15 protein-coding genes are annotated in these 15,902 nt (G+C 71.9%); 7 read left to right on the forward strand and 8 right to left on the reverse strand.

The window, feature by feature from the left end; all coding sequences use genetic code 11:
• A partial coding sequence (gene groL / locus HT134_RS24005) for a chaperonin GroEL (protein ID WP_175602717.1) occupies positions 1–1,213 on the forward strand: 1,213 nt, incomplete at its 5' end.
• Between the two features lie 80 nt (positions 1,214–1,293).
• Here groL and HT134_RS24010 read toward each other — a convergent pair.
• The 4 genes from HT134_RS24010 to HT134_RS24025 form a co-directional block, all read right to left on the reverse strand.
• Complete coding sequence (locus tag HT134_RS24010; RefSeq protein WP_175602718.1) at positions 1,294–2,412, reverse strand: hypothetical protein; 1,119 nt, start codon at positions 2,410–2,412, stop codon at positions 1,294–1,296.
• A 5-nt stretch (positions 2,413–2,417) separates the two neighbouring features.
• On the reverse strand, positions 2,418–2,951 hold the full coding sequence (locus HT134_RS24015) for an RNA polymerase sigma factor (protein ID WP_217708300.1): 534 nt from the start codon (positions 2,949–2,951) through the stop codon (positions 2,418–2,420).
• A gap of 172 nt (positions 2,952–3,123) precedes the next feature.
• Entirely contained in the window at positions 3,124–3,654 is a 531-nt protein-coding gene (locus HT134_RS24020; RefSeq protein WP_175602720.1) for a YbhB/YbcL family Raf kinase inhibitor-like protein, read from the reverse strand.
• Positions 3,655–3,742: 88 nt separating this feature from the next.
• On the reverse strand, positions 3,743–4,951 hold the full coding sequence (locus HT134_RS24025; RefSeq protein WP_175602721.1) for an ROK family protein: 1,209 nt from the start codon (positions 4,949–4,951) through the stop codon (positions 3,743–3,745).
• A 159-nt stretch (positions 4,952–5,110) separates the two neighbouring features.
• On the opposite strand from HT134_RS24025, the gene HT134_RS24030 reads away from it, so the two are divergent.
• The 5 genes from HT134_RS24030 to HT134_RS24050 are packed head-to-tail and all read left to right on the forward strand — an operon-like array spanning position 5,111 to position 9,533.
• Positions 5,111–6,142: a sugar ABC transporter substrate-binding protein gene (locus HT134_RS24030; RefSeq protein WP_217708301.1), complete on the forward strand. Its 1,032-nt coding sequence runs from the start codon at positions 5,111–5,113 to the stop codon at positions 6,140–6,142.
• A 36-nt stretch (positions 6,143–6,178) separates the two neighbouring features.
• Positions 6,179–7,156, forward strand: coding sequence for an ABC transporter permease (locus HT134_RS24035; RefSeq protein ID WP_175602723.1), 978 nt, complete (start codon positions 6,179–6,181; stop codon positions 7,154–7,156).
• A complete protein-coding gene (locus HT134_RS24040) occupies positions 7,153–7,941 on the forward strand; it encodes an ATP-binding cassette domain-containing protein (RefSeq protein WP_175602724.1) in 789 nt (262 codons plus the stop codon). The genes HT134_RS24035 and HT134_RS24040 overlap by 4 nt, the downstream gene beginning before the upstream one ends.
• Positions 7,942–7,980: 39 nt before the next feature.
• Positions 7,981–8,862: a sugar phosphate isomerase/epimerase family protein gene (locus HT134_RS24045; RefSeq protein WP_175602725.1), complete on the forward strand. Its 882-nt coding sequence runs from the start codon at positions 7,981–7,983 to the stop codon at positions 8,860–8,862.
• Positions 8,859–9,533 carry a nucleoside/nucleotide kinase family protein gene (locus HT134_RS24050; protein WP_175602726.1) on the forward strand — a complete coding sequence of 225 codons (675 nt, stop codon included), beginning with the start codon at positions 8,859–8,861 and terminating at the stop codon, positions 9,531–9,533. The genes HT134_RS24045 and HT134_RS24050 overlap by 4 nt, the downstream gene beginning before the upstream one ends.
• 6 nt (positions 9,534–9,539) lie before the next feature.
• Here the strand turns inward: HT134_RS24050 and HT134_RS24055 are convergent, their stop codons facing one another.
• Positions 9,540–11,552, reverse strand: a complete 2,013-nt coding sequence (locus HT134_RS24055; protein WP_175602727.1) for a HelD family protein — start codon at positions 11,550–11,552, stop codon at positions 9,540–9,542.
• 120 nt (positions 11,553–11,672) lie between these two features.
• On the opposite strand from HT134_RS24055, the gene HT134_RS24060 reads away from it, so the two are divergent.
• Complete coding sequence (locus HT134_RS24060) at positions 11,673–12,005, forward strand: hypothetical protein (protein WP_175602728.1); 333 nt, start codon at positions 11,673–11,675, stop codon at positions 12,003–12,005.
• A 221-nt stretch (positions 12,006–12,226) separates the two neighbouring features.
• Here HT134_RS24060 and HT134_RS24065 read toward each other — a convergent pair whose 3' ends face one another.
• The 3 genes from HT134_RS24065 to HT134_RS24075 all read right to left on the reverse strand — a co-directional run bounded on the left by HT134_RS24065 (position 12,227) and on the right by HT134_RS24075 (position 15,858).
• On the reverse strand, positions 12,227–13,879 hold the full coding sequence (locus HT134_RS24065) for a DNA repair helicase XPB (RefSeq protein WP_175602729.1): 1,653 nt from the start codon (positions 13,877–13,879) through the stop codon (positions 12,227–12,229).
• 73 nt (positions 13,880–13,952) lie between these two features.
• Positions 13,953–14,324 (reverse strand): hypothetical protein, encoded by a 372-nt coding sequence (locus tag HT134_RS24070; RefSeq protein ID WP_175602730.1) that lies wholly within the window; start codon positions 14,322–14,324, stop codon positions 13,953–13,955.
• Positions 14,325–14,379: 55 nt separating this feature from the next.
• Positions 14,380–15,858: an AMP-binding protein gene (locus HT134_RS24075; protein WP_175602731.1), complete on the reverse strand. Its 1,479-nt coding sequence runs from the start codon at positions 15,856–15,858 to the stop codon at positions 14,380–14,382.
• Positions 15,859–15,902: the final 44 nt, after the last annotated feature.

Consider the following 15,902-nt stretch of genomic DNA (forward strand, 5'->3'; position numbering starts at 1 on the left):
GGAGACCAAGGAGCAGATCGCCTCCACCGCCTCCATCTCCGCCGCCGACCCCGAGATCGGCTCGCTCATCGCCGAGGCGATGGACAAGGTCGGCAAGGAAGGCGTCATCACCGTCGAGGAGAGCAACACCTTCGGCCTGGAGCTGGAGCTCACCGAGGGCATGCGCTTCGACAAGGGCATGACGTCGATGTACTTCGTCACCGACTCGGACCGCATGGAGGCCGTGCTCGAGGACCCGTACATCCTCATCGTCAACTCGAAGGTCTCGGCCAACAAGGACCTGCTGCCGCTGCTCGACAAGGTCGTGCAGTCCGGCAAGCCGCTCCTCATCATCGCCGAGGACATCGAGGGCGAGGCCCTGGCGACCCTGGTCGTCAACAAGATCCGCGGCCTGTTCCGCTCCGTGGCCGTCAAGGCCCCGGGCTTCGGCGACCGCCGCAAGGCCATGCTCGGCGACATCGCCATCCTCACCGGTGGCCAGGTCATCGCCGAGGAGCTGGGCCTGAAGCTGGAGAGCACCACGCTCGACCAGCTCGGCCGCGCCCGCAAGGTCGTGGTGACCAAGGACGAGACCACCATCGTCGACGGCGCCGGCGACCCCGACGCCATCGCGGGCCGCGTCAACGAGATCCGCGCCGAGGTCGAGCGCACCGACTCCGACTACGACCGCGAGAAGCTCCAGGAGCGCCTGGCCAAGCTGGCCGGCGGCGTGGCCGTCATCAAGGCCGGCGCCGCGACCGAGGTCGAGCTCAAGGAGCGCAAGCACCGCATCGAGGACGCCGTGCGCAACGCGAAGGCGGCCGTCGAGGAGGGCATCGTCCCCGGCGGTGGCGTGGCGCTGCTGCAGGCCGGCGCCAAGGCGTTCGACAAGCTGGAGCTCAACGGCGACGAGGCCACCGGTGCCGCGATCGTCCGCAAGGCTCTGGAGGAGCCGCTCAAGCAGATCGCCGTCAACGCCGGCCTCGAGGGCGGCGTCGTGGTGGAGAAGGTCCGCAACCTCACGCCGGGTGAGGGCCTCAACGCCGCCACGGGCGAGTACGTCGACATGTTCGCCTCGGGCATCATCGACCCGGCCAAGGTGACGCGTTCGGCGCTGCAGAACGCCGCCTCCATCGCGGCGCTCTTCCTCACCACCGAGGCCGTCATCGCCGAGAAGCCGGAGAAGACCCCGGCCGCCCCCGCCATGCCCGGCGGCGGCGACATGGACTTCTAAGTCCTTCTCGCGGCACCCTCACGCACCACCAGGGCGGCCCGTCCGGCACCGGACGGGCCGCCCTCGCGCGTCCGGCGGGGTCAGTCCTTGATGACGGCGTCGCGCGGGCCGCCGAAGAGCGGGTTGCGGTCGTAGCGCTGCTTCGAGACGCACAGCCAGACCTCGCCCTCGCGGACGTCCATGGCGTCCCAGACCACCCAGTCGTCGCCGACCGTGGCCAGGGGGCTCGTCCGGGCCTGAAGGTACCTCTCGCCGAGGCCGTCGGGGCCGGACATGACCATGAAGGTGACCTTCAGGCCGCGCTTGCGGATCTCCGGCATCACCTCCCCGACGGTCTTCTCGTCGACCCGGTGACCGGCGAGCGAGCCGCCCTTGGTGGTCGCCAGGCGCATCCCGACCCCGTCGACCTCCTTCAGCGGCGGCCGGTCGGGCACGAACTCGCAGGGCCCCACCGGGTCCTTCATGAGGATGGTGCTGGTGCCGCCCTCTCCGATGGTCCAGACGAACGTCTCGCCGGGCCTGAACAGCCGGGTGTCGATGCGCATCTGCCAGCCCCCGGTCTCATCCGGGATGTTCTCGGGCGTGGAGTAGAGGCCGCGGGGCACGTCCTGCACATACTGGGTGCGCGGCCGTTCGCACCTCTTTCCCAGGGGCACGTGGTCCACGATGGCCGGGACGCCGAGCTCCTCCAGCCGCCTCCTGAGCCCGTCCGCGTCACTGAAGTCGCGGACCTGGATGGTGACGACCCCGTGATCGTCCTTGGTGACGGCGTAGGAGGGCGTCGCGCCGCCGCCTCCGCCGAGCAGGCTGGGGCCGACGACGAAGCCGCCGGCCAGGGCCGCCGCGACGGCGAGCCCGGCCGCCAGCCGCCCGAGACCGCGCCGGCGCAGCGAGCGCCACGCGACCGGACGCCCCGCGCCGGGCGCCGCCGTGACCGGGTCGGCGGCGAGCGGGTCGGCCGTGAGGGGGTCCGCCGTGAGGGGGTCCGCCGTGAGCGGGTCCTCCGTGGCCGGGGCCGTGACGATGGAGGCCAGCAGCGTCCGCGCCCCCGCGCCGGACGGGTCGGCACCGGGCGCGCCGGGCTCGACCCGGGCCAGCGCCCTCGTCAGGGCCTCGACGTCGCGGCCGCCCCGCGTCATGTCCCGCGTCAGGTCCTGGGCCGTGTCGTCGGCCATGCCGTCGCTCATGTCCTTGGTCATGCCGTTCACCGTGACCTCTCCGCCGGGACGAGCCGGCGCGTCGTCGTCAGAGGGACGTCCGCCTCCGCGAGTGCGCGGGCGAAACGCTTGCGGGCGCGGTGCAGCCGGACGCGGACGGCGTTGCGGGTCAGGCCGAGCACCGTGGCGATCTCCGCGCGGTCCAGGCCCTCCCAGGCGACCAGCGCCAGCAGCTCACGGTCGTCGCCGGGCAGGTCGCGGAACGCCCTGGCGATCGCGTCCAGCTCGACCCCGCTGTCGGGGCGCCGCCCGTACAGGTCGGCCAGCTCGGCGTCGAGCTCGACGTTGCGTTCCTGGCGGTGGCGGCCGGTCCGGCGGCGGTTGGCCAGCACCCTGCGGGCCACGCCGTACAGCCACAGCGTGGCCTGCTCGCCTTCGGGTAACTCGTCCATGCGCCGCCAGGCGACGGTGAAGGTGTCGGCCACCACGTCCGCCGCGTCCTGCGGTGAGTCGCAGCGGCGTGCGGCATAGGCCGTGATACGGCCGTATGTCTCTTTGTAGACGGCCTCGAATCTGGCCATCCGGGGGTCATCCACGGGCGGTTCCCATGACAGGCTTCCTTCGTTCTTCCGAAGTGTGGACACCTGCGCCTATGTAGGGAACACGCCGACCATTACCGGGTGGCGGAGAGAAATCCGTCTTCCTGGAGGCCTGCCTGTGGAAGGCCCCAGGAACGACGGCGGGTGGGGGGCGTCAGACGCCGTAGTGCGGGACGATGTGGCCGCGTGCGAGCGTGTTGGCGGTGATGTTGAAGCCGACGACGGCCGGGCTGGCGTCGGTGTCGACGCCCAGGCTGTCCACACCCAGCGCGTGCACCGTGTACACGTAGCGGTGCGGGTCGCCGGGCGGGGGAGCGGCGCCGCCGTACTCCTTGGTGCCGTAGTCGTTGCGGGCGTGCTTGGCTCCCTGCGGCAGGCCCTTGAACTCGGGGCCCGTGCCGGCGCCCGTGGGCAGCTCCGTGACCGAGGCCGGGATGTCGTACAGCACCCAGTGCCAGAATCCGCTGCCCGTCGGCGCGTCGGGGTCGTAGCAGGTGACGGCGTAGCTGCGGGTCTCGGCCGGTGCCCCCGACCAGCTCAGCGCGGGCGACAGGTTCTGGCCGGTCATGCCCCAGTCGTTGAAGACGTGGAGGTCTCCCAGCCTCTCGCCGTCAGTGATGTCGTCGCTGCGCACCTGGAGCGCCGGGACCGACGGCAGGTGTTCGTGCGGCAGAGGTGCGGGCACGGTGTCCTCCTTGCGTGGCGGCTGGAGAGGTCTTTCCCGCCATCCTAGAAGCGATCGATCATCTCTGACGGGTACGCCCCCGGCCGGGTCAGGTCGTGGCGCGGTCCACCAGTTCCTGCACGCGCTCGGGCGAGTAGATGCCGTCGACCAGGAGCTGGGCCAGGCCGAGCACGCCCGCGTGCGGGTCGAGGTCGCTGCGGACGATCTGCAGGTTGCGCGTGGCCAGCGGCAGCGACCGGCGGTAGACGATCTCGCGGATGCCGGCGAACAGCAGCTCGTCGGTGTGGGCGAGCTGGCCGCAGACCGCGATGACGCGCGGGTTGAACAGGTTGACCATGTCGGCGATGGCGCCGCCGAGGATGCGCGCCGCGCGCCGGGCGAGCCGTACGGCGACCGGGTCGCCGGCGCGGATCAGGCGGACGGCGTCGTCCACCGTGGCGACCTCGCGGCCCTGCTCGCGCAGGTCGCGCACCAGGGCCCAGCCGCCGGCGTACGCCTCCAGGCAGCCGGTGTTGCCGCACCGGCACGCGGGCGGCTCGGTCACGTCGGGCACCGTGACGTGGATGTGCCCCACGTCGCCGGCCGCGCCGTCGGCGCCCCGGTGGACCTGGCCGCCGGCGATGAGGCCGGTGCCGACCCCCGTGCCGACCTTGACCATGAGGAGGTGCGGGACGTCCGGGTAGCGCAGGCGCTGCTCGCCGTAGGCCATCGCGTTGACGTCCTTGTCGACGAGCACGGGGCACGTGTACTGCCCGGCGAACCAGCCGCGGATGTCGAAGCGGTCCCAGCCCGTCATGATCGGCGGGCTGATCACCCGGCCGGAGGCGAAGTCGACCGGGCCCGGCACGTCGAGCCCGATGCCGAGCACCGCCTCCGGGGGGCGGCGGATGTCGTGCAGGATCTCGGCGAAGAGCTTCTCCACGATCGTGAGGATGCTCTGGGGGCCCGCGGTGACGTCGGCCTTGGCCTCGCGCTCGTTGCGGACGTGCCCGCCGAGGTCGCACACCGCGGCCCTCAGCGCGGTGGCCCCGATGTCGGCGACGAGCAGCACCCCGCGGGCGCGGTTGACCACGAACTGGCCGGCCGGGCGGCCGCGGGTGCGCGCCTCCTCCGGGCCCGGCACCAGCAGGCCGGCGGCGAGCAGCCCGTCGAGCCGCTGGTTGACCGTGGTGCGGGAGAGCCCGGTCAGACGTGCCACGTCCGACTTGGTCAGCCCGTCGGGCACGTCCCGGAACAGGCTGAGGATCTCTCCGCTGCTCACCCCCATCCTCGGCGTGGTGGGGCCTGTCGTCGTCATAGCACCACTGTAGCTATGACGGTGACTGCTCGTAAGTCAAGCATGTTTCGACAGAAAAAGTCGAAAGAAGGGTTGCCAGGCGTTAGAAGGTCGGTTTACGGTCGGGACATCTACGCGGGAAAGGGACAACCGATGTATGCCAACGCCAGAGGCCGCCGGGTGGCGGCAGTCGGTGCGATCGCGGCAGCCGGCGCGCTCGCACTCGGATCGTGTGGCTCCGGCGGGTCCACCGAGGCGGCGGCCGCGAACGGCGCGCAGGCCGCGGGCCGCGCCCCCCAGAACTACGCGGCGGTCATCAAGGGCCTGGACAACCCGTTCTTCCAGACCATGAAGCAGGGCATCGACGACCAGGCCAAAACCTCCGGGGCGACCGTCACCGTGCAGGCGGCCAACTCGATCACCGACACCACCGGGCAGGCGGACAAGCTCAACGGCCTGGCCGGCCAGGACTTCTCCTGCTACATCGTCAACCCGATCTCCGGCACGAACCTCATCCAGGGCCTCGCCAAGCTCTCCATGATGAACAAGCCCGTCGTCAACATCGACAGTCCCGTCGACCCGACCGCGGCCAAGAGCGCGAACGTCAAGCTCGCCACGTACGTCGGCACCGACAACCGCGAGGCCGGCAAGATGGCCGGGCAGCGGATGACCACGGTGCTGCCCTCAGGCGGCGACGTCGCGGCCATCGGCGGCATCGCCGGCGACGTCACCAGCGGCGCCCGGATCGAGGGCTTCACCCAGGGCGTCGGCAAGAACGTCAAGGTCGTCCAGACCGTCGCCGCCGACTGGGACCGCCAGACCGCGCTCACCGCCGCCACCAACGTGCTGCGGGCCCACCCGAACCTGGCCGGCTTCTTCGTCGCCAACGACGACATGGGGCTCGGCGTGGCCCGCGCCGTCGCCGACGCCGGCAAGACCGGCAAGGTCAAGGTCATCAGCGTGGACGGCATCAAGGACGCCCTGCAGGCGGTCAAGGCCGGCACGCTGGAGGCCACCGTCGCGCAGTACCCGTACACCATCGGCCAGATGGGCGTCGAGGCATGCCAGGCCGCGACGAGCGGCAAGACGCTGCCCGCCAGCGTCGCCGCCCCGGTGGAGCTGGTCACCAAGGACACCGCCGACAAGGCGCTCGCCTCCACGCCCAAGCCGTTCGGCCCGTACCAGGACCCGTACAAGACGCTCACCAAGTAGCCCCGACCGCGACGCACCCGCGGAGGAGAGACCTCCATGACCAACACCACCACACTGCGGGCCAGTGGCGGACCGAACTGGTCCCACCGGCTGAAGGACGCCGGGTTCTGGGCGGAATGGGCCGCCCTCGTCGGCCTGATCGTCCTGGTGATCGTCTTCCAGACGCTCAACCCGACCTTCCTCAGCCCCGGCAACATCGCCTCGATGCTGGTGGCGGCGGCCATCCTCATCATCCTGGCGGTGGGGCAGACGTTCGTGATCGCCACCGCGGGCATCGACCTGTCCATCGCCTCGGTGATGACGCTCGGCGCGGTCGTCTTCGGCCAGATGTACGAGGGCGGGCACGGGCTCGGCGTGGCCTCGCTGATGGCTGTCGTGTCGGCCGGGGTGGCCGGGGCCGTCAACGGCGTCATCGTCGCCCGCGGCAGGATCACGGACTTCATCGTGACCCTCGGCATGCTGTCGGCGGCCTCGGGGCTCGCCCTGATCCTGTCCGACGGCAAGCCGGTGACCGTCATCGACCCGCTGCTCCTGCGCCTGTCGACCAGCGGGATCGGGATCTTCGGCTGGTCGTTCGTCATCGCGATCGTGGTGGCCGTGGTGGCGCACGTGGTGCTCTTCCACACCCGCTTCGGCACCCACCTGCTGGCCACCGGCGGCTCGCCCGAGTCGGCGACGGCCATGGGCATCAGCACGGCCCGCATCAAGATCGCCGTCTACCTGATCAGCGGCCTGCTCGCCGGGATCGGCGCGATCCTGCTGGTCGGCCGGATCGGCGCGGCCGAGCCCGCGGCGAACACCGCCTTCCTGCTCAACTCGGTGGCCGCGGTGGTGCTCGGCGGCGTCAGCCTGTTCGGCGGCCGGGGCACCATCGTCGGCCCCTTCTTCGGCGCCCTGCTGCTGATCGCCCTGGTCAACGGGCTCACCCTGCTCGGCGTCTCGCAGTTCTACCAGCCGCTCGCCGTCGGCATCGTCGTGGTGCTGGCCGCGCTCCTCATGAGGTTCCAGAAATGACCGAACAGCCGCAGGTCGCGGAGCAGACCGGGCAGCCGTCGGGCGACGTGCTGCTGTCGTGCGACGACGTGTCCCTGTCCTTCGGAAACGTCCGGGCCCTCGTCGACGTCTCGCTGACGCTGCGGCCCGGCGAGATCACCGCCCTCGTCGGCGACAACGGCGCGGGCAAGTCGACGCTGGTCCGCTGCATCTCCGGCATCCACCGGCCGGACAGCGGCACCATCACCTTCGACGGCAGGCGGACCGACTTCCACTCGCCGGAGGACGCCCGCGAGGCGGGGATCGAGACCGTCCACCAGAACCTGGCCCTCGTCGAGGACCTCACGGTGTGGCAGAACCTCTTCCTCAACCGCGAGATCGTCCGCCGGCTGGGCCCCGTCGGGCTGCTCGACCGCCGGGCCATGCAGTCCCGGGCCCGCGAGATGGTCTCCGCGCTGGCCGTCAACGTGCCGGCCGTGGGCTCGCGCGTGCGGCGGCTGTCCGGCGGCCAGCGTCAGGCGGTCGCCATCTGCCGGGCCGCGGGGTTCAGCTCCAAGCTCGTCATCATGGACGAGCCCACGGCGGCGCTCGGCGTCCAGGAGACGGCCCGCGTCGAGGAGCTCGTCTTCCGGCTGCGCGACGAGGGCCACGCCGTACTGATCATCAGCCACAACTTCGCCCAGGTCATGCGGCTCAGCCAGCAGGTGTGGGTGATGCGCGCGGGCCGCTGCGTCGGCGGCCGGCGCACCGCCGAGACCACCGGCGAGGAGATCGTCGGCCTGGTCACCGGCGCGATCGGCTCCTGACCGCCCCACAACGATCCACAGGAAAGAAGGCACGTTCCCATGGCCACCGACAACCCGGCCAACCCGATCGGGGTGCACGCCCTGGTATGGGTGGGCGACACGAGTCCCGCCTCGCTGGAGCAGGCGATCGGCAAGACGAAGGCCGCCGGGTTCGACCTGCTGGAGATCTCTCTGCACGATTCGGCGAACCTCGACGTCGCGGCGGCCCGCGACGCGCTCACCTCCGCCGGTCTGGGCGTGGCCTGCTCGCGCGGCCTCGCCTTCGACGCCGACGTCTCCAGCGAGGACCTCGCCGTGGTCGAACGCGGAGAGAAGCTCCTGCACGACTCCCTGGCCGTCACGCGCGGCCTGGGCGGCACCCACTTCACCGGCGCCCTCTACAGCGCGCTCGGCAAGTACGGCCATCCGCTCACCGAGGGCGGCCGCCGCAACGTGGTGACCGTGCTGCGCCGCCTGGCCCAGGAGGCCGCCGGCGAGGGCATGACGCTCGGGCTGGAGATCTGCAACCGGTACGAGACCAACGTGGTCAACACCGCCCGCGACGCGCTCCGCCTCGCCGACGACATCGGCGAGGACAACGTGCTCATCCACCTCGACACGTACCACATGAACATCGAGGAGGAGGATCTCGTCCGGCCCGTGCACGAGGTCGGGGACCGGCTAGGTTACGTCCATGTGGGTGAGAACCATCGCGGCTACCTCGGATCAGGGCACATCGACTTCACCGCGTTCTTCCACGCGCTCGGCGACATCGGCTACCGAGGGCCGATCACGTTCGAGTCGTTCTCCTCGGCGGTCGTGATGCGGGGCCTGTCCAACGACCTGGCCATCTGGCGCAACCTGTGGAGCGACGGCGAGGACCTGGCCCGCCACGCCCGCGCGTTCATCGCCGGCCAGCTCCACGCGAGCCGCGCCCGATGACGCTCGACGACCTGGCGGCCCGGGCGCGCGCGCTGGTCACCGGCGGGCACCGGGCGCTGCTCGGTATCACCGGCGGGCCAGGGGCGGGCAAGTCGACGCTCGCCGAGCACCTGCTGCGCGTCCTGCGGGAGGCGCCGCCGCCCGGGCGGACGGCCGAGTGGGTGGCGCACGTGCCGATGGACGGCTTCCACCTGGCCGACGTGGAGCTCGACCGGCTCGGGCGGCGCGAGCGCAAGGGCGCTCCCGACACGTTCGACGCGGCCGGGTACGCGGCGCTGCTGCGCCGGCTGCGCGAGGACGAGGAGGACGTCGTGTACGCGCCCTCGTTCGAGCGCGTCCTGGAGCAGCCGATCGCGGGCAGCATCCCGGTGCCCCGGGCCGCCCGGCTCGTCATCACCGAGGGCAACTACCTGCTGCTCGACGAGGGCGACTGGGCGCGCGTGCGGCCCTGCCTGGACGAGGTGTGGTACTGCGCGCTCGACTCGGTGGAGCGGGTGCGCCGGCTCGTCTCCCGGCACACGCGCTTCGGCAAGGAGCCGGAGGCGGCCGTGGCCTGGGTGATGGGGACCGACCAGCGCAACGCCGATCTGATCGCCACCACCCAGGGCCGGGCGGACCTCGTCGTGCCCGACCGCCTCCTGCGCTCGCTGGGCGACGACCCCGACGCCTGAGCGCGGTCAGGCCGTGAGCTGGGCCGGCAGCGGCTTGCGGTGGACGACCGTGAGCGTGGTGACGGCCCGGGTGAGCACCACGTAGAGCCGCGCCAGCCCCCGGGGCTCCGCCTCCACGATGTCGGCCGGCTCCACCACGACCACGTGGTCGTACTCCAGACCCTTGGCCAGCGTCGCCGGCACCACGAGCAGCCGGTGCTCCTCGGCCGAGTCGGGCGAGAGGACGGCGTGGGCGAGACCGGCCCCGGCCAGCGTCCCGGCCACTTCGGGCACCAGGGCGTCCGGCGCGATGACGCCGATGGACCCCTCGCGGCCGAGCGCGTCCTGCACGGCGGCCAGGACCTCGCCGCCCTCCCGCACGGCCAGCGAGCCCGCGCCGGGACGCAGCGAGCGGGGCGCGGCCAGGCCCGGCGCGATGGACGGCAGCAGGCGGGCGGCGTAGTCGAGGACCTCGCGCGGCACGCGGAAGCCCAGCGTCAGCTCCGTGACCTCGCCCTCCTGCCCGAGGTGCGCGAGCACGGCCTCCCACGTGGTCGCCGACCACGGCGTGGTGCCCTGGGCGAGGTCGCCGAGCACGGTGGCCGAGCCGTTGCGGCAGCGCCGGCCGAGCGCGCGAAGCTGCATCTCCGACAGGTCCTGCGCCTCGTCCACGACCAGGTGGCCGAGCGAGGGCGTGCGCTCCATGAGGTCGGCCAGCTCGTCGAGCAGCGCCGCGTCGGCCGCCGACCACTTCGCCGACTTCCAGCTCCGGTACGGCTTCGCCCAGAGCAGCCGCTCCTGCTCCTCGGGCGTCAGGTCGCTCTTGGCGGCGCGGGCCAGGAACTCCGGCTCGGACAGCAGCCGGAAGAGCACCTGCTCGGGCGTGAGCTTGGGCCAGACCGCGTCGACGAGCTGCCGTACCGGCTTGGAGCGGGCCACGGCGTCCTGCACCCGGTCGTCGGGCGACTCGCCGCGCTGCTCCATGCGGACCAGCACCTGGTGGGCCAGCCGCTGCGCCAGCGCGGCGCGGCCGGGGGCGTAGCGGGTCGTGCCGCGCAGGGACGCGACGATCTCGCGGACCTCGTGGTCGGCCACCCGGTAGCGGTAGGCGCCCTTGGTGAAGACGACGCCCTCCTCCGGCTTGACGACGTGCAGCCACAGGGCGCGGTCGAGGACCTTCGCCATGCGGGCGTCGCCCTTGACGGCGGCCACCTGGGGGTCCTCGGGCGCGGCGTGCTCGCCGAGCAGCCCGGCGACCGTCGTCTGGTCGACCTTGACCTCGCCGAGCGCGGGCAGCACGGAGGAGATGTAGGACAGGAACGCGCGGTTGGGCCCGACGATCATCACGCCGGAGCGGGCCAGCCGCTCGCGGTGGGTGAACAGCAGGTAGGCGGCCCGGTGCAGGCCCACGGCCGTCTTGCCGGTGCCGGGCGCCCCCTGCACGCACACGGTCTGGGCCAGCGTGGAGCGGACGATCTCGTCCTGGTCGGGCTGGATCGTGGCGACGATGTCGCGCATGGGGCCGGTGCGGGGCCGTTCGATCTCCTCGGTGAGGATCCGGGAGGGACCGATCTGGCCGCCCTCGGCCAGCGGCTCGTCCTCGTACGCGGTGAGCGCGCCGCCGTGGTAGCCGAAGCGGCGCCGCCGTACGACGCCCATGGGTTCGGCGGGGCTGGCCTGGTAGAAGGCGCGGGACACCGGCGCGCGCCAGTCGATGACGAGGGGGCGGCTGGTGCCGTCGTGGACGTGGCGGCGGCCGACGTAGATCGTGGAGGGCAGGTCGTCGCCGCCGGTGCGGTCGAGGCGGCCGAAGAACAGGGGCGTGTCGGGGTGGTCGGCCAGGGCGGCCACGCGCTGGTCGAGCAGGCCCTGGAGGATCTGCTGGGACACCCAGTCGCCGGCGGCGTCGGCCGAGAGGGACTGGGCGTGGACGCGCATCGCGCGCAGCGCCTCGCGGGACTGGGCCAGATGGGCCTGCTCGGCGGCGAGCACGTCGGCGGGGGCGTCGGGTATGTCGGGGGCCAGCTTGTGTGCGGGCATGCGAAAGCGCCTCCCTGAGGAGTGTCGGCGGAGGTGGTGGTGGTGCAAGGTAGCGAGCCGGACAGTTTAGTGGGAGCCCCGGGATGCTTCCAATGGATTTACCCGGGGTAGGCACAGGGCGTGGGACGCGTACGGCTTCGCTTCTCGCCCATCATCCCGACCATCGCGAGCTTCCTGCTGGCCGCGTTGTGGGGGCTGTCGGTGTTCGCCGGCTGGGGCGTGGAGGCGTTCTGCCCGGGAGGCGGGCCGGAGAACTGCCCGCAGCGGCTCGGCATGGTCTCCACGGTGTCGGGCCTGTTCGCGGTCCTGGCGGCGTGCTCCACGGCGGGGGCGTGGCTGGTGCCGACGGCCAGGCGTGACGCGCGCGCGTTCGGCTGGCTCATGGGGGTGGGTGTGGCGGCCTGGATCACCGCCGAGGGGGTGCTGTTCCTCGGCGGCATGTTGGCCAGGTAACAAACCTGGAAGATGCCTGGCAAAACCAAGAAATTCGGGCATATCAGGTGGGATTGCTCGATCATGGGGGTATGTCGCCAGCGGTTCAGTTACGGCGGCGGATTGCACGCAGAGGGGGGTGGTTCGATTGTCGACGGCCCGCGGAGTCTCGTGGACGTGACGAACGCCGGTGCCCGGCCGCGCCGCGGCCGGGTCATCAGCGGCTGAGCCGCGGTCGAGGCTCAGACCCCGCCGAGCACGTCGTCGGCGTCGATGATCTGGTACGCGTACCCCTGCTCGGCCAGGAACCGCTGGCGGTGCGCCGCGAACTCCTGGTCGACCGTGTCCCGGCTGACCACCGTGTAGAAGCGCGCCCCGCCGCCGTCGGCCTTGGGCCGCAGCACCCGGCCGAGCCGCTGCGCCTCCTCCTGGCGTGAGCCGAACGTGCCCGACACCTGGATCGCCACCGCGGCCTCCGGCAGGTCGATCGAGAAGTTGGCGACCTTGGACACCACCAGCACCTGGATCTCCTTGTCGCGGAACGCCTGGTAGAGGCGCTCGCGCTCCTTGATGCGGGTCTCGCCCTTGATGACCGGCGCGTTGAGGTGCTCGCCGAGCTCGTCGAGCTGGTCGATGTACTGGCCGATGACCAGCACCTGCTCGCCCAGGTGGCGGCGGACCAGCGCCTCGGTGACCCGCGTCTTCGACGGCGTCGTGGCGCAGAAGCGGTAGCGCTCCTCCGAGTCGGCCATCGCGTACGCGAGCCGCTCCTCGTCGGTGAGCGTCACCCGCACCTCGACGCAGTCGGCCGGCGCGATCCAGCCCTGGTTCTCCATCTCCTTCCACGGCGCGTCGTAGCGCTTGGGGCCGATGAGGGAGAAGACGTCGCCCTCGCGGCCGTCCTCGCGGACGAGCGTCGCGGTCAGCCCGATGCGGCGGCGGGCCTGCAGGTCGGCCGTCATCCGGAAGATCGGCGCGGGCAGCAGGTGCACCTCGTCGTAGACGATCAGGCCCCAGTCGCGGGCGTCGAACAGCTCCAGGTGGCTGTAGACGCCCTTCCGGCGGGTCGTCATCACCTGGTAGGTGGCGATGGTGACCGGGCGGATCTCCTTCTTCGAGCCGGAGTACTCGCCGATCTCGTCCTCGGTGAGCGAGGTCCGCTTGATCAGCTCCTGCTTCCACTGGTGGGCGCTGACCGTGTTGGTGACCAGGATCAGCGTGGTGGCGCGGGCGTGGGCCATCGCCGCCGCGCCGACGATCGTCTTGCCGGCGCCGCAGGGCAGCACGACGACGCCGGAGCCGCCGTGCCAGAACGCGTCGGCGGCCTCCCGCTGGTAGGGCCGCAAACTCCAGCCGTCCTGGGCCAGCTCGATCGGGTGGTGCTCGCCGTCCACGTAGCCGGCCAGGTCCTCGGCCGGCCAGCCGAGCTTGAGCAGCGCCTGCTTGACGTTGCCGCGGTCGCTCGGGTGGACGATCACCGAGTCGGGGCCGAGACGCTCGCCCAGCATCGGCTGGATCTTCTTGGAGCGCAGCACCTCCTCCAGCACGGCCCGGTCGCTGGAGGTGAGGATCAGGCCGTGGACCGGGTCCTTCTCCAGGCGCAGCCGGCCGTACCTGGCCATGGTCTCGGCGACGTCGACCAGCAGCGCGTGGGGGACGGGGTAGCGGCTGTAGCTGATGAGGGCGTCCACGACCTGCTCGGCGTCGTGGCCCGCGGCGCGGGCGTTCCACAGCGCGAGCGGCGTGACGCGGTAGGTGTGGACGTGCTCGGGAGCGCGCTCCAGCTCGGCGAACGGCGCGATGGCCTTACGGCACTCGTCGGCCTTGTCGTGGTCGACTTCGAGCAGCAGCGTCTTGTCCGACTGGACGATGAGCGGGCCGTCGTTCACGGACATCCTTCCTCCGGGGTGACCCTTATCCAACACATCCGGAGCCGGGAACAGTCCCCGAACGGGGAAAACGCCTCGCTCAGTCGTCCAGGTAGCCGTTGAGGCCGAGGTAGAGGAAGACGCCGACCGTGAGCGCGAGGCCGAGCCCGTACAGGACCCAGCTCCAGGTGAGCAGGTCGCGCCTGGTCTTCGGCGGGGTCTCGGCGCGCAGGGCGAGCCCGGCCAGGATCGAGCCCGGGATGGCGAGGACGTTGCAGCAGCCGACGATCGCGAGGAGGTTCAGGACGAGCGCGACGAGCGCGGCGGCGTTCACGCCGTCGCGCCGGGGCGGGGGAGGGCCGTAGGGAGGTCCGTAGCCGTAGCCGTAGCCCTGGCCCGGCGGGGGCCGCTCGCCGTACGGGGCTCCGTACGGCTCGTAGGGGTAGTCGCCGCCCGGGTCCGCGTGACTCATGCTCACCTCCTGAAGGTCAACACTTATCACGACATGTCGGTCGAGCCGGGTGCGATCAGCGGAGGCGGGCGCGCAGGGCCTTGCGGTCGAGCTTGAGCACACTCGTCACCGGGATCGCGTCCACGAACACCACCTCGCGCGGGTACTTCACCCGTCCGACGCGCTCCCGAGCCCACGCGATCAGCTCGTCGGCGGTCACCGTGCGGTCCGGCATGAGCTGCACGAACGCCACGACCTCCTCGCCCAGGCGGGGGTCGGGCCGGCCCACCACGCCGGACATGACCACGTCGGGGTGCTCGTTCAGCGCGTCCTCCACGTCGCGCGGGAAGACGTTGAAGCCGCCCCGGATGATCAGGTCCTTCTTCCGGTCCACGACGTAGAGATAACCGTCGTCGTCCACGCAGCCGATGTCGCCCGTGCGCAGCTCGCCGTCCACCAGCGCCGTGCCGCCCGGGTCGGACTCGTGGTCACCCCAGTAGCCCAGCATCAGCGACTCGCCGCGCACGCAGATCTCCCCCACGTCGCCGCACTCCGCCTCCTCGCCGGAGGACTCGCGGATCGTGACCCGGTAGCCGGCCAGCGGCAGGCCCACGCTGCCCACCCGGCGCCGGCCCGGCGGGTTGAACGTGGTGACCGCGCTGGTCTCGGTCAGCCCGTAGCCCTCCAGGATCTGCGTGCCGGGCATCCGGCGCTCGAACTCCTCCAGCGCGTCCCGGCCCAGCGGCGCCGCCCCGCAGGTGAGGAACGCGAGGTCGGGCAGCGGGTGCTCCTCCAGCGGCTCGGCGAGCAGCATGTGCAGCATCGCCGGCACGATCGTGCCGTAGCGGACGCGCTGCTCCGCCGCCAGCGACAGGAACGCCTTGGGGTCGAACCAGCGCATCAGCACCGCCTGCTGCGGCGTCGTCGCGTGCATCCCGGCCACGGTGACGATCAGCCCGTACGCGTGGGAGAGCGGCACCGGCACGATGGCCCGGTCCAGCCCCTCCTGGTGGGACAGCTCGAAGGCGTCCTTGCCCACCTGCCACAGCCCGCGGTGGCTGAGCATGACGCCCTTGGCCGTGCCGGTGGTGCCGCCGGTGTACATGAGCGCGGCCAGGTCGCCGGGGTCGCGCGGCACCGGGCCGTGCTCGTCGGCCCGTTCCAGCTCGGCGGTGTCGACGAACACGCGGATCCCCGCCCCGGCCTCCTCCACGACCGGCAGCAGCTCGGGCGAGGTCACGATGGCCGAGGCGCCGCTGTCGGCCAGGATGTGCCGCAGCTCGGCGGCGCCCACGAGGAACACCACGGGCGTCACGACCGCGCCCGCCGCCCACAGCGCCTGGTAGACGACACCCACGTCGGGCGAGTTGGCCATCATCACCGCGACCCGGTCGCCCGGCCGGACGCCCGCCTCGACGAGCCCGCCGCACACCCGGCGGGCGCGCTCGGCCAGCGCGTGACCGCGGTGCCAGACGCCGTCGTAGAACACCGCGTCGTGGTCGTCGAACCGCTCCCACGCCTCCTCGGCCAGCCTGCCCAGCGTCAGCTCTCCCACGGGTCCAACCTCGCGCGATCATGACCCGCCGTCAAGGGTTGTCA

Source organism: Nonomuraea rhodomycinica (genome assembly GCF_013363995.1).
Lineage (GTDB): Bacteria > Actinomycetota > Actinomycetes > Streptosporangiales > Streptosporangiaceae > Nonomuraea > Nonomuraea rhodomycinica.

Excerpts from the sequence above, each read along its gene's own strand:
- HT134_RS24040 (WP_175602724.1), top strand. The coding sequence starts at position 7,153 with ATGACCGAACAGCCGCAGGTCGCGGAGCAGACCGGGCAGCCGTCGGGC.
- HT134_RS24065 (WP_175602729.1), bottom strand. The coding sequence starts at position 13,879 with ATGTCCGTGAACGACGGCCCGCTCATCGTCCAGTCGGACAAGACGCTG.
- HT134_RS24035 (WP_175602723.1), top strand. The coding sequence starts at position 6,179 with ATGACCAACACCACCACACTGCGGGCCAGTGGCGGACCGAACTGGTCC.
- HT134_RS24055 (WP_175602727.1), bottom strand. The coding sequence starts at position 11,552 with ATGCCCGCACACAAGCTGGCCCCCGACATACCCGACGCCCCCGCCGAC.
- HT134_RS24015 (WP_217708300.1), bottom strand. The coding sequence starts at position 2,951 with ATGGCCAGATTCGAGGCCGTCTACAAAGAGACATACGGCCGTATCACG.
- HT134_RS24025 (WP_175602721.1), bottom strand. The coding sequence starts at position 4,951 with ATGACGACGACAGGCCCCACCACGCCGAGGATGGGGGTGAGCAGCGGA.
- HT134_RS24010 (WP_175602718.1), bottom strand. The coding sequence starts at position 2,412 with ATGACCAAGGACATGAGCGACGGCATGGCCGACGACACGGCCCAGGAC.
- HT134_RS24070 (WP_175602730.1), bottom strand. The coding sequence starts at position 14,324 with ATGAGTCACGCGGACCCGGGCGGCGACTACCCCTACGAGCCGTACGGA.
- HT134_RS24045 (WP_175602725.1), top strand. The coding sequence starts at position 7,981 with ATGGCCACCGACAACCCGGCCAACCCGATCGGGGTGCACGCCCTGGTA.
- HT134_RS24050 (WP_175602726.1), top strand. The coding sequence starts at position 8,859 with ATGACGCTCGACGACCTGGCGGCCCGGGCGCGCGCGCTGGTCACCGGC.